This is a genomic window from Carboxylicivirga fragile, assembly GCF_050589805.1.
GTDB classification, from domain to species: domain Bacteria; phylum Bacteroidota; class Bacteroidia; order Bacteroidales; family Marinilabiliaceae; genus Carboxylicivirga; species Carboxylicivirga fragile.
Genome location: NZ_JBNGOY010000065.1, coordinates 1 through 20799 on the forward strand (window position 1 = coordinate 1; position 20799 = coordinate 20799).

Sequence of the window (20799 nt, forward strand, 5' to 3'; positions counted from 1 at the left end):
GAATTTAGTTGAAGAATTTTTGAAGCAGCCTGAATTATGCAGTTCTATTCTTTGGTGTAAGTCTTGTGTTTGACCAATATAGTATTTGTCAAAGGCAGGAGAGTTTATAATGTAAACGTAAAAGTACATGTTTGAAGTTAATGAAAAGAGCTGCTTAAAATCGTATAAAAAAAGGGTCATCTCAAAATTTCTTTTGAAATAACCCTTCATCTCGGTGGTGCCACCTGGAATCGAACCAGGGACACATGGATTTTCAGTCCATTGCTCTACCAACTGAGCTATGGCACCGAGTTATTCTCACCTAAGTAAAAATAACAAACAATAACCCTTTACCCTTTATTAGAATCTGTCCCCACAGAAACTAACAAACCCTAAAATCAGTCTTTTCTGACTGGTGGTGCCACCTGGAATCGAACCAGGGACACATGGATTTTCAGTCCATTGCTCTACCAACTGAGCTATGGCACCAAATCATTAAAATTGCCCATATAATGGGGCTTTCAGGGACATTTCCTTCGAAATGCGGTGCAAATATACATAAAGATTTCTGAACACAAAATCATTTTTTGTTTTTTAGTTTTCCTTTTTCGCGAGAAGCATACTAATTTGCTTGATATTTAGTATTTTTGCGCCTCATAATTTTTTCATGGAATATCAGAATATAACTTTAGCGAATGGTATTCGCATCATTCATAAGCAAGATAAGTCGGCAGTAGGGTATTGTGGCTTGATTTTAAATACAGGTTCACGAGATGAGATGGAGGATGAGCATGGTATGGCTCATTTTATTGAGCATGTCGTGTTTAAGGGTACAAAGAAGCGGAAGGCTTTTCATATTTTAAGTCGCCTAGACGATGTGGGAGGTGAGCTTAATGCCTACACGACTAAGGAGGAGACCTGCCTATATGCCTCTTTTTTGAAAGAAGATTTTGAGCGAGCCATTGATTTAATTCACGACATAACTTTTAATTCAACTTTTCCCAAAAAAGAAATTGAAAAAGAGAAAGAAGTAATTGTTGATGAAATTAATTCTTACAAGGATAGTCCGGCTGAATTAATTTTTGATGAATTTGAGGAGATGTTATATGCTGGCGATGCCATGGGGCGAAATATCCTGGGTACGCCTGAACATCTAAAGTCTTTTGGAAAGAAGGAGATTGAAAAGTTCATACAAAACAATTACAATACCGATGAAATGGTGTTTTGTTCAGTTGGAGATGTTTCTTTCAAAAAAATAAAGTTATGGGCTGAAAAATACTTTGGAACTATACCTGCGAACCCAAGGCTGCATAAAAGAAAAAATGTAGGACTTTATATACCTCAATCACTAACGCTTGAAAAAAACACGCATCAGTGTCATGTGTTAATTGGTTCAACGGCCTATGATTATAAAAGCCCCAAGCGCTTGCATTTACATTTATTGAACAACTTGTTAGGTGGGCCGGGAATGAATTCACGTCTTAACATGGCCTTACGTGAAAAAAATGGCATTGCTTACAATGTTGAATCAAGTTATACTCCCTATTACGATACTGGTGTTTTTAATATTTATTTTGGCACCGATCATGATAATTTGTCACGATCATTTTCAATTATCGATCGTGAGTTAAAAAAATTGAAGGATGCATCTTTGGGAAGTATGCAATTACTTAAGGCAGCCAGGCAAATGAAAGGTCAGTTGGCAATTTCAGCAGATAACAGAGAAAACCTGATGCTAACCATGGGCAAAAGTTATTTGATGTATAACCAGGTTGATAGTTTGGATGAGATTTATAAAAAGATTGATTCAATCACAGCTAAGGACTTGCAAGGTATTGCCAATGAGATTTTAGATGATAAAAACTTATCGTACTTAATTTACCAATAAGATGACTGATTTATCTATCGAATTAGAACAATATATATTAGATCATATTGACGAGGAGGGAGAGGTGTTGAAGGATTTGAATCGTCAAACACACGTGAAGATGCTTCAGCCACGCATGTTGAGTGGACACTTGCAAGGGCAGATTTTGAAAATGCTTTGCCAGATGATAAAACCAACTAATGTGTTGGAAATAGGAACTTACACTGGTTATTCTGCGCTTAGTATGGCAGGTGGCTTGGAAAAAGAAGCTCATATTGATACCATTGAAATTAATGATGAGTTGGAGCCTTTTATTTCATCGTTTATAAACAAAGCGGGGTGTGGCGATAAAATAAGCTTGCACATAGGCGACGCCTTGGAAGTTATACCAACATTAGATAAAAAATATGATCTGGTGTTTATGGACGGTGATAAGCGTTTGTATAATGAGTACTATGATCTGATTTTTGATAAGCTTAATTCGGGCGCTTATATACTAGCAGATAATGTGTTATGGGATGGAAAAGTGGTTGAGGATGTAAATCCGAATGATACGTATACAAAAGGTATATTAGATTTCAATAAGAAGATTAAGTTGGATTCCAGAGTGGAAAAAGTTATTTTACCCTTTAGGGATGGCATATTTTTAATTCGAAAGAAATAAACAAATTGCCAATCCGAGGCGTTCTATCATTCAATCAATAATCATCTTATATGAAGACGGCAATTTTTTATGGGTCATCCTTAGGTAATACGCAATTTGTTGCAGAGAAAATAAATTCTCAATGGCCAAATGCTGAGTGTGTAGCGGTTAATGATTTGAGAAGTGAGGATATTCTGAGTTATGATTTTATCATATTAGGTACCTCTACTTGGGGAATTGGCAACCTGCAGGATGATTTCGAATTATTTGTTGATTTATTGTTGTCACTGGATTTGTCGGATAAAACTTTTGCGCTTTTTGGTTGTGGTGATCAAGGTACCTATCCCGATTCTTTCTGTAATGGCATGGGTAAACTTTACCATCTTCTTGTAGATAAGGGATGGAAAGTAATTGGCGATTGGTCAATTGATGGCTATGATTTTTCAGAATCAGAAGCTGTAATTGATGATCGTTTTGTTGGTTTAGCGCTGGATGAGGATAATGAGCCTGATATGACTGATGTGAGAGTTAAACAGTGGGTGACTCAGTTGAGGAAAGAGTTGAAGTAGCTTATTTGATCAAGCGATCCATGTCTTTCTTTTCAAATAAGGTGGGGTAGTCTTCAAGAAACTGCTCCATAACAACGCGCATTACAGCTTCGCGCATAAATTTTGATTTATTACTGATTTTATATTTGTCACAATAGGTGGCTATTGCATCTTTTTCTTTATCGTTAAGTAAAAAGGCTGCGGTGTGCTTGCGTTTGAGTGCTTTCTCTCTATTAATAATTGCCCTTTTTTCTTTTCTCTGCTTTTTGGCCATTCTTAGCTCTGTGCTTGTATGGCACAAAAATAATAAAATCCACGTTTCCATCAAACCATGGTATATGGGGCAATTTGGGACATGTAGAAGTTTGATTAAAAAATAGAAAATACTGTATTTAATACAGATTATTCGAAAAACACTTTAAATTTGTGCTTCGCAAAAACAATTAGAATATTAAAATATAATGGGACGCGCATTTGAATACAGAAAGGCCTCCAAGCTAAAGCGTTGGGGAACAATGGCCAAAACATTTACAAAGATTGGAAAACAAATAACCATGTGTGTGAAGGAAGCGGGCCCTGACCCTCAAGCTAATTCACGCCTGCGTGTATTAATACAAAATGCTAAAGCAGCCAACATGCCAAAGGATAATGTTGAGCGTGCTATTAAAAAAGCAACAAGTAAAGATACAGCCGATTATAAAGAAGTAGTGTACGAAGGCTATGGCCCTTTCGGAACAGCTTTTATGGTTGAGACGGCTACCGACAATACAACGCGTACGGTTGCCAATGTACGTAGCTATTTTAACAAGAATGGTGGTTCGCTTGGTACTACAGGTTGTGTAGATTATATGTTTGAGCACAAGTGTAACTTTAAGGTGGCAATGAAGGAAGGCATTGACTTGGAAGAGTTAGAGCTTGAATTGATTGATGCTGGAGTGCAGGAGATTTTCGAAGATGAGGGCAGTATTTTAATTTATGGTGACTTCGAAGGTTTTGGACCAATTCAGAAATACCTTGAGGAGAATGACTTTGAAATTGAAAAGGCAGAATTTGAGAGAATTCCGCAGGATACAAAGGAATTAACTGACGAGCAAAATGCTGATATTGAAAAGCTATTGGCTAAGTTCGAAGAGGATGATGATGTGACCAATGTATTTAATAATATTAAATAGTTTGTAGTCCGATGTAGAAAGTCCGAAATTAACCCAAGTTGGTTAAAAGGTTTTCTTGGGTATGAAATTTTAAAGCGGCGAGTGTTAATTCACTTGCCGTTTTTTGTTTGCTAAAGAGTCTGTTTTTATCTGATACGGATTTCGTACTTTATACTGAAGGACTAACATTATTTAGTATCAATTTAAATAGTGATGCAAATCATGAGCTTTATCCTTGCTTATTGCTTTTAAGATATGTATTTTTCAATCTGAATAATAATTATATAAATATCTATCATGCAAGATTTAAAACAATACATAGAAGACAATAAGCAACGTTTTCTGGATGAATTATTTGAGTTGATTCGCATTCCATCTATTAGCTCTAAGCCAGAGCATAAGGATGATATGTATAGCTGTGCTGAAATGTGGAAGAAGCTTTTACTTGAAGGTGGTGCTGATAAGGCAGTGATTATGGAGACAGAAGGTAATCCTGTTATTTATGGAGAAAAGATTCTTGATCCGTCGTATCATACAGTGTTGGTATATGCACACTACGATGTGCAGCCGGCTGAGCCTTTGGAATTATGGACATCTCCTCCATTTGAGCCGGAAGTTCGTGATGGTAAAATATTTGCCCGTGGTGCTGATGATGATAAGGGACAAGGTTTCATGCATACCAAGGCGTTTGAATATTTGGTACGTACCAATCAATTGAAATGTAACGTTAAATTCTTAATTGAAGGAGAAGAAGAAGTTGGATCACCAAGCTTACCTAAATTCTGTAGAGATAATAAAGAATTGTTGAAGTCTGATGTTATTTTAGTTTCAGATACGGGTATGATTGCACCAGATGTGCCAACAATTACAACAGGATTACGTGGTTTATGTTACTGGGAAGTTGAGGTAACTGGTCCAAATCGCGATTTACATTCAGGTTTGTTTGGTGGTGCTGTTGCTAATCCAATTAATGTATTGGCTAATATGATTACACAAATGGTAGATGAAAATGGACATATTACTGTTCCTGGATTTTACGATGATGTAATTGAGATATCAGATGCTGAACGCGCTATGATGGCCAAAGCTCCATATAGTGAAGAAGAGTACAAAAAAGCATTGGATGTTGAAGAGCTTGCTGGAGAAAAAGGATTCAGTACAAATGAGCGTACTGGTATTCGTCCATCGTTTGATGTATGTGGTATCTGGGGTGGATATACTGGCGAAGGCGCGAAAACTGTATTGCCATCGAAAGCATATGCTAAGATTTCTTCTCGTTTGGTTCCAGATCAGGATCATGAGAAAATTGCAGAATTATTCATTAAGCATTTTGAGTCGATTGCACCTAATAACGTTAAGGTGAAAGTTAAGCACTTGCATGGTGGTCAAGCTTATGGTTGTCCTATTGATTTGCCTGCATATCAGGCAGCAGAGAAGGCGAATGAGGCTGTTTTTGGCAAAAAACCTGTTCCAGTTCGCAGTGGAGGATCTATTCCTATTATATCTGATTTTGAACAGATATTGGGTGTTAAGTCGGTATTAATGGGCTTTGGTCTTGAGGCTGATGCTATTCATTCACCAAATGAGAATTTCCCATTGGAGCAGTTCTTTAATGGTATTGAAACAATTCCATATTTCTACAAGTATTTTAGTGAAATGAAATAGGGAGTTATTTTATCAACCCCTGGTTTGTAATCGGGGTGATCTCTATTTTTGATATATCTTATTTAATCACCTATTCTTTTTTTTAAAGGGTAGGTGATTTTTTTGTGGGTTTAACTTTTGTATTTAGTGCTGGTGTTTTTTAGGGGTGTTTTTGTGAAAGATTATAAAATATTTGATATTAATCTTCAAAATGAAGCTTTTTGTGGATAAAAAGTAATAAATTATTAAAAATACCCCTCAAAATTACTTCTAATTGAAAAAATAATCTATTTTTGCTCCTGCTAACTCGATTAAAAAGAAAGAAATTATGGCGCAATTAAGATTTCAAGCTCTAGGGGAGCTGATGAACAGACAACCAAAGGAAGTAGTTTTTCCTTCAACTAAAGCAACTGATTATTATGGCGAATTAGTCTTTAATAAGGACTCAATGGCTAAGTATCTTTCAGGCGACGCTTATAAAGCTGTAAAAGTTGCAATGGATAAGGGGGAGTCAATTGATCGTAAAATTGCTGATAATGTTGCTTCAGGCATGAAGGCATGGGCAATGGAGCATGGAGCAACTCACTATACTCACTGGTTCCAACCATTAACTGATGGTACAGCTGAGAAACACGATGGTTTTATCGATTATGGTGATAACGATACGATGATTGAGGCTTTTTCAGGTAAGCTTCTTGCTCAGCAAGAGCCAGATGCATCATCTTTCCCGAATGGTGGAATTCGTCAAACATTTGAAGCTCGTGGATATACGGCTTGGGATGTGTCATCACCAGCTTTTATTATGGGTACAACACTTTGTATTCCTACCGTATTTATTTCATATACGGGTGAAGCCTTAGATTACAAAACACCATTTTTAAAAGCGCTTGCAGCAGTAGATAAAGCAGCTGTTGGGGTAGCACAATATTTTGATAAAGAGGTTAAGAAAGTTCATACGAACCTAGGTTGGGAGCAAGAATATTTTTTAATTGACCAGGCATTGTATCAGGCGCGCCCTGACCTGATGATTACAGGTCGTGCTTTAATGGGACACTCATCTTCAAAAGATCAGCAGTTGGATGATCACTACTTTGGATCTATTCCAGAGCGTGTGACCAAATTTATGATTGAGCTGGAGATTGAATCGCATAAGCATGGTATACCTGTTAAGACACGTCACAACGAGGTTGCTCCAAATCAGTTTGAGCTAGCTCCTATTTATGCTGAAGCTAACTTAGCAAATGACCATAACCAATTGGTGATGGATTTGATGAAGCGTATCGCTCGTCGCCACCAGTTCGAAGTATTATTACACGAAAAGCCATTTGCAGGTATCAATGGTTCAGGTAAGCACAACAACTGGTCCTTACAAACAGATACGGGAGTTGTGCTATTAGCGCCAGGTAAGAACCCGAAAGGAAACTTACAGTTCTTAACCTTTGTGGTTAATGCCATTGCTGCTGTATACAAAAATCAGGATTTATTACGCGCTACTATTTTAACAGCATCTAATAGTCACCGTTTGGGAGCTAATGAGGCACCACCGGCGATTATTTCTGTATTTACAGGTTCTCAGATTGCTGATACTTTAGATAATTTAGCAGAAAGAATTACGGATCAAAAGATGTCTCCGGATGAGAAAACTGCTTTAAAATTAGGTATTGGTCGTATTCCAGAGATCTTGTTAGATAATACAGATCGGAACCGAACTTCACCATTTGCCTTTACAGGTAATCGTTTTGAATTCCGTGCTGTTGGTTCAACCACTAACTGTGCTTCTCCACTTACAGCCTTAAGTGCTGCAATGGCAGTTCAGTTAACCGAATTTAAGGCGGATGTTGATGCGCTTATTGAAAAAGGGGTTAAGAAAGATGAAGCCATCTTCCAAATGATTAAAAAGACCATTCTTGAGTCGAATCCAATTCGTTTTAATGGTGATGGTTATTCTGATGATTGGAAAGTGGAAGCTGCTAAACGTGGTTTAACAAACATTACTTCTGTGCCTGAGTCATTGTCGAAATACCTAGAGCCTGCAGCTAAGAAATCATTAATTAGTACAGGTATTATGTCTGAGCGCGAGCTTGAGGCAAGAGTTGAGGTTGAGATGGAGAAATTTACCAAGAAGATTCAGATTGAGTCTCGTGTATTGGGAGATCTTGCCATTAACCACATTGTTCCAACGGCTGTGGCTTACCAAACTCAATTAATTCAGAATGTTCAGGGAATGCGTGATATCTTTTCGGAAGAAGAGTTTGATGCTTTGGCTGGACCTCGTAAAGAATTAATAAAAACTATTTCAGCGCATATTAGTTCGATTAAAGCTAAGGTTGCTGAAATGACGGAATCTCGTAAGAAATGTAATGCCATCGAAGGTGAGACTGAAAAGGCATATGCTTACGATAAAGAAGTTCGTCACTTCCTGGATGACATTCGTTACCACATCGACAAACTAGAATTGATTGTTGATAATGAATTATGGCCATTGCCTAAATTCCGTGAATTATTATTCCACAGATAGAAAAGAGCTCATATATTAGAAAGCCCGCATCGAAGAATCATTCCGATGCGGGCTTTTAATTTTAAGTCTTAAATCATATCAAGTACAGCTTTTACCACATTATTTGCACCTTCTTCAATTTGAAGAATATTGGCATCTAACATGTAACATGGAGTTGTGGCAATCTTATTTTCTTTATCAATGGTAACTTCACCATGATTACTTAAGGTGTGCTTACTGCCCATTTTCTCAATGGCTTCTATTGTGCCTTTATCCTGTCCAATTGTTACATTAATATTATTAATCACCTTGGCCAAAACTGCAGGAGCAATGCATAAGGCGCCAATTGGTTTTTCAGCCTTGTGCGTATCCTGAATGGCTTTTGCAGTTAATGGTTCCACATCGCAATCTGGTCCGTCAAACGCTAAGGAGCTAAGGTTTTTTGCAGCACCAAATCCACCCGGAAGCATAAGTGCATCAAACTCATTGATATTAAAATCCGAAAGTGGCTGAATTGCTCCGCGCGCTATTCGAGCTGCTTCGGTTAATACATTGCGATTTTCTTTCATTTCTTCACCTGTAATGTGATTGATTACATGGTGTTGATTTATATCAGGCGCAAATAATGTGTATGATGCGCCGTGTTTTGCAATGGCCAGCATTGTAAGAACTGATTCGTGAATCTCGGCACCGTCGTATACGCCGCAACCTGAGAGTATAACTGCTATTTTTTTTGATGTGTCCATAATTGTGAATTTTACTATTGGCTAGCTAATTTACAATTTTCATCAACTAAAATAAAATGGTAAATGAAGATGATTAAATCGTTCTTCTTATTTGAGGTGTAGTATAAGTATTGATTTTGGGGACGAAATTATCATGTCAAAATCCGTATATTCCTGATTGGTAACAATGTCGTATCCACTTGAAAAGTGTTTCAAAATCTCATTGTATTTAGCCGATTTAATACGTCTTTGTTCGCCTCCATTATTAATAATAACCAACACTGCTTTATTGTCTTTGTGTCTATAGTAGGCATAGGTGTTTTCTTCTGGCCTGAAGTGCTTAAAGCTACCAGTGAAAAGATCGCTGTTTTGTTTTCGCCAATTAATCAATTGCTTCAGTAAGTTTTGGAAATCTTTCTCCTCCGATGATAAACCAGTTTGATTAAAGGCGTTTTTACTATCTCCATCCCAGCCGCCTGGCATATCTTTTCTGATGTGGCCTAATCCTTTATTTACTGTTCCGTCCAGTAAACACTCGGTACCGTATAAAATGGAAAGAATGCCCCTGGTGGTAAGCACTAATCCCATCATCATGGTTAATTGTTTTAAATCTTTATCGGCATTCGAAAATGCTCGTGTAAGATTATGGTTATCCGCCATTACAATATTGTTGTTGGCATTTTTGTAGGTATAATCCTGACACAGTAATTGATATACATCATCAAGGCCTTCCTGCCCTTCGCGAAAATCAGAAAATGCATCAGAAGTAGCGATAGCTATTGGGTAATCAATTGCATGAATGTTGTTTAGTTGACTAGTAAGCGCCATCTCTTGCCAATAGGCAGTGTTTACTTGTTGTGCACTTTTATTATCACCAATAACTGGCAGGGAAGGATATTCATCCGCTAATGCGATAAAAAGTTCGTTTAAAAATTCAACATTGTTATGCGCAATGTGGTCAATTTTAAGTGCATCTATTCCGCTGCTTTCAATCCACCAAATGGCATTCTGTATGAGTAGCTTGCGAAGTAAAGGGTTGCTTTGCTTATAACTAGGTGTACTCATTTCTTGCCATGCAGCATATACGGTGTTTTTATCGTAGTCTGATTGGTAAGGGTCACTTAGAATGGCATTTGAGTTATCCAGATATTTGTCTTCTGAATGGTAATAAAAGTCTTTAAATGGAGGCTGAATATACCAGGGGTGTTGTTTGCCTATTTGATGGAATACCATTGTTTGCATCACTTTTAAACCTCGTTTGTGACTTTCGCTGATAAGTTGTAAGTAGTTATCTCTATTTCCAAGACGCTTATCGATTTGATACCAATTGGTACCGCCATTTCGTTGGTACGATTGCATCATGAGGTTACTCTCAACAACAGGTAATAGATCAATATAGGTTATGCCTAATCTTTCGAGATATTCCAGGTTTGAGGTAATCCCCAGTAAGTCGCCACCGTGAATGCCTATCGGATTAAGTCGATCAACCCTTTCAAAATAGCCATTAATTTTATCGTTTTTGGTATCGCGGTTGCTAAATCTGTCTGGAACTATCTGGTAAATAATATCGCTAGATGAAAGTGAGCGTTCGCCCGTGTGGGGGATTCTATTTTGTATACTAAACTGTGCTATGCCTTTATTACCATTTGAATCGAAAAAACGAATTGGGAAAGTGCCAGTAGCTACATCTTCATCAATACTTATCTCAATAAATTGGTATTTGAAGTTTTCGCCGGGGTATGATTTAACAACTTTAATTCCCGGGTGGTTAATTGATACACTTACGCTATTTGAGAAACTTGATTCAGCAACAATAGTAATGTTGCTATACTTCATACCTTTCCACCAATTGTTGGGTTGTAGCTTTACATCAATATTGCGCGCATTTATGTTTATCGAACAAACATAAAAACAAATAAGTAGGATTATAGTCTTAAAACTTAACTTCATAAAACAGGTGTTCTTTTTCTTCTTTCCTGCATAAAAGTACTAAAAAAGAAGCAATGTACTTACTACCTGAAGTTGATATAACAAAAAGGGAAACATTAATGTTTCCCTTTGGTTAATATGAATGCGAACTGTATGTAACAGTTTGATTTTAGTTGTTATTTAACTTTAACAATGGATGATTTACCAGGTTCAATTTTTACAAGTTCATTGTAAACCGATAACTCAATTACATCTGTTGCATGCGAAACTACTTCAACCTGTTTAGAGCTGACAATGACTTCTAAATCATTATTCAGGAAAGTCAAGCGGAAAGCATATTCTTTCCATTCGGCTGGAATAACAGGATTAAGGTATAGTTTACCATCGTATACACGTTTGCCACCAAATCCTTCAACAATCGACATCCAGGTGCCAGCCATACTCGTAATGTGCAGGCCTTCGTGTGCCTCGTGGTTGTAATCATCAATATCCAGACGCGATGTACGCAAATACATTTCATAAGCCTTCTCGGTTTTCCCGATTTTAGCAGCTAGAATAGAGTGAACACAAGGCGAAAGAGAGGATTCATGAACCGTACGTGGTTCGTAGAAATCAAAATTACGTTTTATAGTTTCTGTGTCGTACTCATCTTCGAACACATAAATACCCTGTAAAGTATCTGCTTGTTTAATGTAACAGCTTCGTAGTATTCTATCCCACGACCAATATTGGTTTATTGGGCGTTGAGCAGGATCTAAATCTGCAACCAGAGTTTGATCCTTATCCATGAAACCATCTTGTTGCATAAATACATTCAACTCATCGTTGTGAGGAAAATACATATTGGACGCAATGTCATTCCATTTAGCTACTTCAACAGTATCATCTAAGTTGATTTTCTTCGATATTGTATTGAAGGCTTCCGGATTGCTTTGTTTCACATGTTCAATGGCTTCAGCAGTGTATGTTAAGCACCACTTGGCCATCTTATTTGTGTACCAGTTGTTGTTGATGTTATTTTCGTACTCGTTTGGTCCGGTAACTCCAAGCATCACATATTGCTTACGTGCTTCGGAATAATTCACCCTTTGTGCCCAGAATCGTGAAATAGCCACCAACACTTCCAAACCATATTCCGCCAAATAAGCATTGTCATTTGTGTGACGAATATAATTATGGATGGCAAAAGCGATTGCGCCATTACGGTGGATTTCCTCAAAGGTAATTTCCCACTCGTTGTGGCATTCTTCACCATTCATGGTAACCATAGGATAGAGCGCAGCCCCATCTTTAAATCCTAATTTCTCAGCATTCTCTATGGCTTTGTCCAACTGTTTGTAGCGATAAATCAATAGGTTTCGCGTAACATCAGATGGTGCTGTTGAAATGAAGAAAGGAATGCAATAAGCTTCGGTATCCCAATAGGTACTTCCACCATACTTTTCGCCAGTGAATCCTTTAGGCCCCACGTTTAAGCGCTCATCTTCTCCTGTATATGTTTGATGCAAGTGGAAGATGTTAAAACGGATTCCCTGTTGTGCAGCAATGTCACCACTAATTTTAATGTCACTGTGTGTCCATTTCTTGTACCATTCTTTAACATGGTCAGCAAAAAGGGCATCGAAGCCTTTGGCGAAACCACTTGCAGTAACTTTTTTAGTAGCAGCTAATAACGCTGTTTTATCGTAATTAAGTGAACTAGTCACACCTACTATTTTGTCTAGTGTGAAACATTCACCTTCTTTAATTTCTTTTTCAATTCGGTTACCAACCCAGCCTTCTTTTTTCATGACTTCGGGTGTGATATTAACATCAGCACCTTCAAGTTGGGCTTTAATTTTCATTCCAAAGCCAGCTCTAAAACCTAGTTTTTTGGTTTCACTAAGTAGATATGCTTCGCCAGGGTGGGCTTCCATTTCCAGAATATTCCAGAACTTTTCGTCGTAGTTGGAATCTTCATTTACAACATCCCCATCGAGGTAAGGTGTAAATGCAATTTTCCCTTCAAAGTTGATTGGAGTCACAGAATAACGGATGGCACCATTTTCGGTATCTGCCATGCTAATAAAACGCTTGACGTCGACCTTGATTTTTTTACCAGCATCAAGTATGGCAATAAAACTACGTTGGATGTAGCCTTCTTGCATATTTAATGTGCGTGTAAAATTTTCTGTTTGACAGGTATATAAATCAAGATAGTGTCCATCAATTTGTACATCAATACCAATCCAATTCGGACTGTTAAGTACTTTTGCAAAATACTCCGGATATCCATTTTTCCACCATCCAACGCGCGTTTTGTCGGGGTAGTAGATACCCGCAACATAACTTCCTTGTAAGGTTGGCCCAGAATAGGTCTCTTCAAAATTGGCACGGTGACCCATTTTTCCATTACCTAAACTGAATATACTTTCTGATGATTTATGATTCTCAGGATTGAACCCTTCCTCAATAATACACCATTCATCGTGTTTTAAATATTCTTTCATGTGTCTAATACTTGTTTTACAAAGGTCACATGGAACTCGCCTCCCAATAGCCCCGATAACTATAGTGGGGCAGGATTAGCCATTCTCGTTAGTGAGAAAGGTTTGACTTCATCGATTTTCAATTCGGATGGCTCGTTTCATCGTTTTATCTCTAAGAATCCACATTGGCGAATGTTGAAACTCACCAATTAAAAACAATTTCAGTTAGTCCTGAAGACTCATTAACTTGTTGTAATCCATCTGGTGCAAACCATCGATTACGATATTTGCTTTGCCCAAAACCTTTGGAGAGCCAATTCCGACGCAACGCATCTTACCTGCTAAAGCGGCTTCAACACCTGCCTCGGCATCTTCAAAAACAACACATTCTTCCGGTTCAACATTTAGGGCATCGGCTCCTTTAAGAAAGACTTCTGGATCTGGTTTGGCTTCAGATACTTTTGTACCATCAATGATGGCTTCAAATAAGTGTGTCAATTCGAGGCGCTCTAAAATGGTCATGGCATTTTTGCTAGCCGAACCTAGAGCGATTCTAATGTTTTTAGCCTTTAGTTCTTTCAGGAAACTTTCTGCTCCGTCTAAAATCTCGTCAGGCTTCATCTCCAAAATGTAAGTACGATAGTTCTCGTTCTTTTTCTCTGCGAGTCGTTTCTTTTCTTCATCGCTTAGTGTTACTCCACCAATTTCGAGAAGTATATTTAAGGATGCCATGCGGCTTACTCCTTTTAATCGTTCGTTGTCTAATTCAGTGAAATCAAAGCCCAACTCATTAGCTAATGCTTTCCAGGCGATGTAATGATACTTTGCCGTGTCAACTATAACCCCGTCTAAATCAAACAAACATGCTTTAATTTGTCCCATGCTAAATTATTCGTTAATTGCTTTACTATTGGTATTAATAAACGATACGGATATGGCACCAAGTACCATTATAATGCCGGCCATTACTAATACATAAATACCTTGACCGCCAAAAAAGTTTCGTAGAATTGGTCCGCCGAATATTCCACTAAGAATCTGGGGAACAACTACTGTTAGGTTGAATAATCCCATATATATGCCAATTCGTTTAGCAGGGATTACACTTGATAAAATCATGTATGGCATTGCCAGAATACCTGCCCACGCTATACCAATTCCAACAAATGAAAATAGAAGCATGTATTGGTTGTCGAAGAATAAAGTTGATATGTAACCTAATCCTCCAATTAATAAAGCACCACTGTAAACTGTTTTTCTATTTGTTAGAGAAATTAGTTTTGGCATCACAATGGAGAATAATGCTGCAACCAAACTATAAACGGCAAAGCAAATTCCAACCCAATTACCCGCTTCATCAAAGGCAGCTCGGAATGATTTGTCCGCTTCGTTATTAGCGTCAAAATCAATTGGGACTCCAAAATAATGTTGGGATATTGCAGTTGTAGAATACACCCATAATAAGAATAATGGAAACCAAGAGAACATCTGAACAATGGAAAGTTGCTTCATTGTTTTTGGCATGTTCAGAAGTAATTTCCAAAAGCTCTCTTTCTGTGCCTTATCTTCTTCAGTAATGTTTTTATAAGCCTCAAATTCTTCAGGAGGATATTCTTTCGTTTTAAAAACGGTTACCAAAACACTTATTAATAATAAGGCACCTCCGATATAGAATGACCATATGACAGACGGGGCAACTTTACCAGTGTCTGCTTCATTGGCAATGCCTGCAGCGGTTAAAATAAACGGTAAGGCAGAACCAATGACAGCTCCTACATTAATTAAAAAACTTTGTACAGAATAACCAACATTACGTTGTTCTTCAGGTGTCATGTCGGCAACTAATGCTCTAAAAGGCTGGAAGGTAACATTAAACGAACCATCCATTAGGGCTAGCATTACAACACCAAACATTAAGGCTCCAGCACCGCCTGCTTTCATCACGAGTGGGGCATTGGGCATAAAAAACATGGCAATCATCGATACAATAGCTCCACCAAGTATATAAGGTGAACGCCGTCCAATGCGTGTCCATGTTTTGTCACTGGCAGCACCAACAATAGGTTGAACCATAAGTCCCATAATAGGAGCTACCAACCAAAAGAAAGATAGTGAATGCGGATCTGCACCCAGACTTGTTAGTATTCTACTTGCATTTGCATTCTGCAATGCGAAACCAAATTGCACACCTAGAAAACCGAAGCTGAGGTTCCAGATTTGCCAAAAAGAAAGACGAGGCATTTTTTTCATACAAACAAATTTTAATTAAGTATGTATGTAAAAATACTTTACTATATGAAACCTTCAATAAAGTGTCAAATTGTAAGCATAGCATATTTACAAATACTCATAAAATCAATAGGTAAGACAAAACATTACTTAGCTTGACATAGCTAGTAAAGGTATTAACAGGTAAGTCACAATTCACATAAATCCATTACAAATATAAGTTTTAATTCAATAAAAGGCTTGGTAAGGGAGTTGCGGTGCAGAGTTGTAAGTGTGCTGAAATATAGTGTAGTGTATATTGCAAACGTTTGCGGAATATATTAAGTAATTGTTAATTTTATTTAAAAAAATATTAGCAGCAATTTCGCAAACGTTTGCGATAAGTAATCAATTGTTCCTGGCTTAGGGTGAATGTTAGTAAATTGAAAGGTTTATTTATAAGTAAAATCAATACCATACTGAGAAGAAGTACGTTCAACCAATTCGGGCGTGAATATCTTGGTTTCAAACTCATCATCTTCAACAGTTTCTTCTATATGACCTATTAATAGACGCATGGCGGCTTGTCCAATATCGTAGCCCTTTTGTTCTACTGTGGTTAATGGGGGGTAGGCAATGTTAGCATTTGGTCCATCTCCAAAGCCGACTACTGCAATGTCTTTAGGGATTTTATATCCGTTGCGTTGTAAAACTTGCATTACGGCAATAGCTGTACTGTCATTTACGGCAAAAATACCGTCAATTTCAGAGGCGAGACGTATTACGTCATCTGCTTTGGCGAATACAGCTTCTCGCGTATCGCATTTTAATATTAAGCGTTCTTCACATTCAAGTTTGCTTTCTTTAAGGGCACTATAATAACCTTCCTTTCTGTTTTTACCTATTAATAAGTGTTGTGGTGCAGCCAGGTGCATTATTTTCTTACAACCTTGATTGATTAAATGTCGTGTTGCGATACGGGCTCCTTCGAAATCATCAGCTATAACCCTGTCAGTAGAGAGTGCCTCACATATGCGATCGAAGAAAACAATAGGAATTCCATTCTCTTTTACATTATTAAAATGCGTAAACTCATGGGTGTTTTTACTCATCGAAACAAGAATGCCGTCTACTCGATTGTCAATTAATGCTTGTAGATCAATGACTTCTCTTTGGTAGTTTTCATTTGTCTGGCAAATGATAGCATTATAACCTCTGCCGTAGGCAACATCTTCAATGCCACTAATAACTGTTGAAAAAAAGTGGTGTACAATTTCAGGTATCACAATTCCAATGGTATTTGTTTTGCTACTCCTTAGGCTTAATGCCAATGCATTGGGACGATAATTAACTTTCTCTGCGAAGGTTTTAACCAAATTTTTGGTTTTAGGGCTAATATCTGGATGGTCTTTCAATGCTCTTGAAACCGTAGATGGTGAAATGCCTAATACGCGTGCTATGTCCTTAATTGTTATTGGATGTGATTTCATTTGACTGAATTTTCATATTACGGGCATATTGATCTCACAAAGGGGCTTACTATACTCGTTTCATACGAGGTGTTTTATCGTGCCATTTTAGTGATCAAAATCTATTGTAATGCCCAGATAATAGATAAATATACTAAAAAAGCCTGCGTTTAAAGCAAGTTTTGCGAATAAAGTTGTTGCGAAAATAGCATAAGTGAAATAGTGAAAACTGAAAAAAATGAAGGGTTTAAATTATTTACAGGATGATGAAAGTTGTAGGAGATACTTGAAGGGTTGTTGTGTAATTAGATTGGTTATGAGTAATTAAGCATGTGATCATACTGCTGTTTTAACTAGATTATGGTACGTAATTGAGTGTGTTGCAAAAAATAAAAACATGTTATACAACATGTTTATTTTTCGCAATCGGAACCGCAAACGACACCGCAATCGTTTGCGGTAAATTTTCTGCAAACAAGTGTTCGTGTCTGTTAAAAAGTGTTTACATTTTTGACAATTATATCTATGTTTGTACCATCAGTTAGGTAAAAATAAACACAGGCTTAAAGGTATTAGCAGTATCACATTCCACAGAAATCCACAAATCCTTAAGCGGATAACGATTGTTTATTTTAATAATTAAGAAAATCTATGTTTTATGAAAAAACAGTGTAATTTATTTAAGTTACTGTTTCTTTTTCTTGCAATGTTCAGTTTTCTGAATGTACATGCACAGGAAATGGCTGTTACTGGTGTTGTAACAGATGCAACAGATGGAATGCCTTTACCAGGTGTTACCGTTGCGGTTAAAGGCACAACAAATGGTACCATTACCACACCGGATGGAAGATATACTTTAAATTTGGAGAGTGGCGAAACACTTGTATTCTCATTTATTGGTTATAAATCCCAAGAAATTCTTGCAACAAGTAGTTCAATAAACATTGCTCTTGAAGAGGATGTAATTGGTATGGAGGAAGTTGTTGTAATTGGATATGGTACGGTGAAAAAAGAAGATGCAACAGGGTCACTAATTGCTGTAAAAGCTGATGATTTTAATCAAGGTGCGATCGCTTCTCCTCAGGACCTTATTGTTGGAAAAACCTCGGGTGTGCAGATCACATCTAGTGGAGGTGCTCCTGGCGCAGGCTCAACAATTCGAATTCGCGGTGGAGCTTCTTTGTCAGCGAATAATGAACCTCTTTTTGTTATTGATGGAGTACCTGTGTCATCTGATGGAATTAATGGTATTGCTAATCCATTGGCAACAATAAATCCTGATGATATTGAGACTTTTACAGTATTAAAGGATGCATCAGCAACTGCTATTTATGGTTCGCGAGCATCCAATGGTGTAATTATTGTTACCACTAAGAAAGGGGCTAAAGGTCAGCCTTTATCAGTCAATTATTCTGGTAAATTTTCAGTTGGAGCAACGAATAATAGAGTGGATGTTTATGGGGCAAGTGAGTATAGAGACTTGGTTAATAAATTATATGGACCAGATTCTAATAATCCAACACCAGATGCCATTGCAGCAATGGGCGAAGCAAGTACAGATTGGCAAGATGAAATTTATCAGACAGCATTTGGTCAAGATCATAACATTAGCTTACAAGGTGGATTGGATTTCTTACCTTATCGCTTTTCTTATGGTTATAATAACCAAGATGGTGTTTTGAAAACGTCTAACATTGAAAGACATGCATTGAGTTTAAATCTTAATCCAACTTTCTTAGATAATCATTTAAAAACTGCTCTTAATGTAAAAACTACTTTTGTTAAGAATTCATTTGCTAACGAAGGAGCTATTGGTGCAGCCGTAGGTATGGATCCTACTCAACCAGTTAGAAATGTTTATGAACATCCAAATGGAGAACAATGGGGTGGATATTGGGAATGGATTGACGCAGCAACTGGTTTGCCACAGGCTTTTGCGCCAAGAAACCCGCTTGGTTTACTAGAGCAGCAAACTGATAAATCGGATGTTCAACGTTCAATTGTAAACTTAAGTTTGGACTATAAGTTTCATTTCCTACCTGAAATGAGCGCTGTTGTAAACTTTGGGCTCGATCACTCAGATAGTGATGGTAGTCGTGTTGTATCGCCAGATGCAGCCTCGGAATATGAGAACGAAGATATTAGAGGTATCAAAACGATGTATGAGCAGGAAAAAACAAACAAAGTATTGGATATGTATCTAAAATACCAAAAGACTATTGGTATCCATACTTTTGATGTAATGGGAGGTTACTCTTGGCAACACTTCAAAAATGAAGGATATAACTTCGAGAATGATTATTATAATTATCGTGACCCTGCTACTACAGACCGACCGTTTGCTGGTGAAAATTACCTGATTTCATATTACGGGAGGTTTAATTATACTTTAAATGATAAGTATTTAGTAACTGGTACAATTCGTCGTGATGGAACATCGAGATTTGCAGAAGGCAATCGATGGGGTACTTTCCCTGCATTTGCTTTCGCATGGAAAATGAAAGAAGAATCATTTTTAAAAGACGTAGATGTTGTATCTGATTTAAAGTTACGTTTTGGTTGGGGGATTACAGGTCAGCAAGATGTCACAGGTAATGATTATGTTGGTTATGGAACCTATACTTTGTCTGACAATGGTGCAATGTATATCATTGGTGATCAGTGGTATAATACTTATAGGCCAAATGCGTACAACCCTGATTTAAAATGGGAAGAGACAACAAGTACAAATGTTGGAGTTGATTTTGCATTATTCAATAGCCGATTAAGTGGTTCTGTTGATTATTATTATCGAGAAACAACTGATCTTCTTAATATGATTACGGTTGCTGCAGGTACTTCTTTATCTGACCGTGTTGTTTCTAATGTAGGTAGCCTTGAGAATCAAGGTGTAGAAGTAAACTTATTAGGTAGAATTATTTCTAAGCAAGATTTTTACTGGGAACTTGGAGGTAACCTAACTTACAATAGAAATGAAATTACAAAGTTAACTGCTGTTGATGATCCAAATTACGTTGGTGTACCTTCAGGAGATTTAGGTTCAGGTAATTTTATTCAGATGAACTCTGTTGGTAAAGCTGTTAATAGTTTCTACGTTTACGAGCAGGTTTATGATCAGGCTGGTAGCCCTTTAGAAGGAGTGTATGTTGATCAGAACGGTGATGGAGTGATCAACTCTGATGACCGTATCTACTATGGTGACTCTACGCCAGACTACCTTATCGGTATTAATTCAACCTTACGTTATAAAAATTGGGATTTTAGTCTAAGTGGAAGATTTCAATTAGGTGCTCAGATTTACAATGGTATTGCAAGTGGTGGAGCTAATCATGACAATGTTTATAACGCAACAACAGGTTCGTTATCAAATAAATTGAGAGCTGGTTCCGAAACAAACTTCTTATATTCTGATGAACAAAGAGATTTTTCTTCACATTGGATTGAGAATGCTGACTTCTTTAGATTAGATAATTTATCAGTTGGTTATAGTTTTGACTCTGTATTTGGTCTTGAAGGTTCAAATTTACGATTGTCTTTAACGGGGCAAAATCTATGGCTAGTGTCCGATTATTCAGGTCTTGATCCAGAGGTGTTCAACGGTATTGATAATAATATCTACCCTAGACCTACAACAATCATGTTTGGTGTTAATTTTGGATTCTAAAAAAGTA

The 20799-nt window shown here is 37.3% G+C and carries 16 protein-coding genes and 2 tRNA genes; 8 read left to right on the forward strand and 10 right to left on the reverse strand.

The genetic code is table 11. From position 1 onward, the window contains the following. From ACRD7B_RS20600 to ACRD7B_RS20610, 3 genes are all read right to left on the reverse strand, one after another. Positions 1–180, reverse strand: a 180-nt coding sequence (locus ACRD7B_RS20600; RefSeq protein ID WP_430826549.1) for a GIY-YIG nuclease family protein, incomplete at its 3' end; no start/stop codon positions are given. Positions 181–215: 35 nt separating this feature from the next. Next, positions 216–288, reverse strand: a tRNA-Phe gene (locus tag ACRD7B_RS20605). Between the two features lie 104 nt (positions 289–392). Then, positions 393–468: transfer RNA gene (locus ACRD7B_RS20610), tRNA-Phe, on the reverse strand. Positions 469–646: 178 nt separating this feature from the next. Here ACRD7B_RS20610 and ACRD7B_RS20615 point away from each other — a divergent pair. The 3 genes from ACRD7B_RS20615 to ACRD7B_RS20625 are packed head-to-tail and all read left to right on the forward strand — an operon-like array spanning position 647 to position 3058. After that, the gene (locus ACRD7B_RS20615) at positions 647–1867 is read left to right on the forward strand and encodes a M16 family metallopeptidase (protein WP_430826550.1); all 1221 of its coding nucleotides are present in this window, start codon (positions 647–649) and stop codon (positions 1865–1867) included. Between the two features lies 1 nt (position 1868). Continuing rightward, the gene (locus ACRD7B_RS20620) at positions 1869–2510 is read left to right on the forward strand and encodes an O-methyltransferase (RefSeq protein ID WP_430826552.1); all 642 of its coding nucleotides are present in this window, start codon (positions 1869–1871) and stop codon (positions 2508–2510) included. Positions 2511–2560: 50 nt separating this feature from the next. Continuing rightward, positions 2561–3058, forward strand: a complete 498-nt coding sequence (locus ACRD7B_RS20625) for a flavodoxin (RefSeq protein ID WP_430826553.1) — start codon at positions 2561–2563, stop codon at positions 3056–3058. A 1-nt stretch (position 3059) separates the two neighbouring features. On the opposite strand, the gene ACRD7B_RS20630 is transcribed toward ACRD7B_RS20625, so the two are convergent. Then, positions 3060–3362 (reverse strand): hypothetical protein, encoded by a 303-nt coding sequence (locus tag ACRD7B_RS20630; protein ID WP_430826554.1) that lies wholly within the window; start codon positions 3360–3362, stop codon positions 3060–3062. A gap of 136 nt (positions 3363–3498) precedes the next feature. On the opposite strand from ACRD7B_RS20630, the gene ACRD7B_RS20635 reads away from it, so the two are divergent. From ACRD7B_RS20635 to ACRD7B_RS20645, 3 genes are all read left to right on the forward strand, one after another. Next, complete coding sequence (locus tag ACRD7B_RS20635) at positions 3499–4209, forward strand: YebC/PmpR family DNA-binding transcriptional regulator (protein ID WP_430826555.1); 711 nt, start codon at positions 3499–3501, stop codon at positions 4207–4209. A gap of 276 nt (positions 4210–4485) precedes the next feature. Then, positions 4486–5853 carry a dipeptidase gene (locus ACRD7B_RS20640; protein ID WP_430826557.1) on the forward strand — a complete coding sequence of 456 codons (1368 nt, stop codon included), beginning with the start codon at positions 4486–4488 and terminating at the stop codon, positions 5851–5853. 307 nt (positions 5854–6160) lie between these two features. After that, complete coding sequence (locus tag ACRD7B_RS20645) at positions 6161–8350, forward strand: glutamine synthetase III family protein (protein WP_430826558.1); 2190 nt, start codon at positions 6161–6163, stop codon at positions 8348–8350. A 68-nt stretch (positions 8351–8418) separates the two neighbouring features. Here ACRD7B_RS20645 and elbB read toward each other — a convergent pair whose 3' ends face one another. The 3 genes from elbB to ACRD7B_RS20660 form a co-directional block, all read right to left on the reverse strand. Beyond that, positions 8419–9075 (reverse strand): isoprenoid biosynthesis glyoxalase ElbB, encoded by a 657-nt coding sequence (gene elbB / locus ACRD7B_RS20650; RefSeq protein WP_430826559.1) that lies wholly within the window; start codon positions 9073–9075, stop codon positions 8419–8421. 87 nt (positions 9076–9162) lie between these two features. Continuing rightward, a complete protein-coding gene (locus ACRD7B_RS20655; RefSeq protein WP_430826560.1) occupies positions 9163–11004 on the reverse strand; it encodes an alpha-amylase family glycosyl hydrolase in 1842 nt (613 codons plus the stop codon). A gap of 155 nt (positions 11005–11159) precedes the next feature. Then, complete coding sequence (locus ACRD7B_RS20660; RefSeq protein WP_430826561.1) at positions 11160–13472, reverse strand: family 65 glycosyl hydrolase domain-containing protein; 2313 nt, start codon at positions 13470–13472, stop codon at positions 11160–11162. Between ACRD7B_RS20660 and ACRD7B_RS20665 the strand changes: the two genes are divergently transcribed. Then, on the forward strand, positions 13473–13664 hold the full coding sequence (locus ACRD7B_RS20665; protein WP_430826562.1) for a hypothetical protein: 192 nt from the start codon (positions 13473–13475) through the stop codon (positions 13662–13664). Positions 13665–13676: 12 nt separating this feature from the next. Here the strand turns inward: ACRD7B_RS20665 and pgmB are convergent, their stop codons facing one another. The 3 genes from pgmB to ACRD7B_RS20680 form a co-directional block, all read right to left on the reverse strand. Continuing rightward, a complete protein-coding gene (gene pgmB, locus ACRD7B_RS20670; protein ID WP_430826563.1) occupies positions 13677–14333 on the reverse strand; it encodes a beta-phosphoglucomutase in 657 nt (218 codons plus the stop codon). 6 nt (positions 14334–14339) lie between these two features. After that, a complete protein-coding gene (locus ACRD7B_RS20675; protein WP_430826564.1) occupies positions 14340–15701 on the reverse strand; it encodes an MFS transporter in 1362 nt (453 codons plus the stop codon). Between the two features lie 410 nt (positions 15702–16111). Continuing rightward, positions 16112–17149, reverse strand: a complete 1038-nt coding sequence (locus tag ACRD7B_RS20680; protein WP_430826565.1) for a LacI family DNA-binding transcriptional regulator — start codon at positions 17147–17149, stop codon at positions 16112–16114. A 637-nt stretch (positions 17150–17786) separates the two neighbouring features. Here ACRD7B_RS20680 and ACRD7B_RS20685 point away from each other — a divergent pair. Continuing rightward, positions 17787–20792 carry a SusC/RagA family TonB-linked outer membrane protein gene (locus ACRD7B_RS20685; RefSeq protein ID WP_430826567.1) on the forward strand — a complete coding sequence of 1002 codons (3006 nt, stop codon included), beginning with the start codon at positions 17787–17789 and terminating at the stop codon, positions 20790–20792. The last annotated feature ends 7 nt before the right edge of the window (positions 20793–20799 follow it).

Excerpts from the sequence above, each read along its gene's own strand:
- ACRD7B_RS20620 (WP_430826552.1), top strand. The coding sequence starts at position 1,869 with ATGACTGATTTATCTATCGAATTAGAACAATATATATTAGATCATATT.
- ACRD7B_RS20680 (WP_430826565.1), bottom strand. The coding sequence starts at position 17,149 with ATGAAATCACATCCAATAACAATTAAGGACATAGCACGCGTATTAGGC.
- ACRD7B_RS20645 (WP_430826558.1), top strand. The coding sequence starts at position 6,161 with ATGGCGCAATTAAGATTTCAAGCTCTAGGGGAGCTGATGAACAGACAA.
- elbB (WP_430826559.1), bottom strand. The coding sequence starts at position 9,075 with ATGGACACATCAAAAAAAATAGCAGTTATACTCTCAGGTTGCGGCGTA.
- ACRD7B_RS20675 (WP_430826564.1), bottom strand. The coding sequence starts at position 15,701 with ATGAAAAAAATGCCTCGTCTTTCTTTTTGGCAAATCTGGAACCTCAGC.
- pgmB (WP_430826563.1), bottom strand. The coding sequence starts at position 14,333 with ATGGGACAAATTAAAGCATGTTTGTTTGATTTAGACGGGGTTATAGTT.
- ACRD7B_RS20635 (WP_430826555.1), top strand. The coding sequence starts at position 3,499 with ATGGGACGCGCATTTGAATACAGAAAGGCCTCCAAGCTAAAGCGTTGG.
- ACRD7B_RS20625 (WP_430826553.1), top strand. The coding sequence starts at position 2,561 with ATGAAGACGGCAATTTTTTATGGGTCATCCTTAGGTAATACGCAATTT.
- ACRD7B_RS20615 (WP_430826550.1), top strand. The coding sequence starts at position 647 with ATGGAATATCAGAATATAACTTTAGCGAATGGTATTCGCATCATTCAT.
- ACRD7B_RS20660 (WP_430826561.1), bottom strand. The coding sequence starts at position 13,472 with ATGAAAGAATATTTAAAACACGATGAATGGTGTATTATTGAGGAAGGG.
- ACRD7B_RS20640 (WP_430826557.1), top strand. The coding sequence starts at position 4,486 with ATGCAAGATTTAAAACAATACATAGAAGACAATAAGCAACGTTTTCTG.
- ACRD7B_RS20655 (WP_430826560.1), bottom strand. The coding sequence starts at position 11,004 with ATGAAGTTAAGTTTTAAGACTATAATCCTACTTATTTGTTTTTATGTT.
- ACRD7B_RS20685 (WP_430826567.1), top strand. The coding sequence starts at position 17,787 with ATGAAAAAACAGTGTAATTTATTTAAGTTACTGTTTCTTTTTCTTGCA.
- ACRD7B_RS20630 (WP_430826554.1), bottom strand. The coding sequence starts at position 3,362 with ATGGAAACGTGGATTTTATTATTTTTGTGCCATACAAGCACAGAGCTA.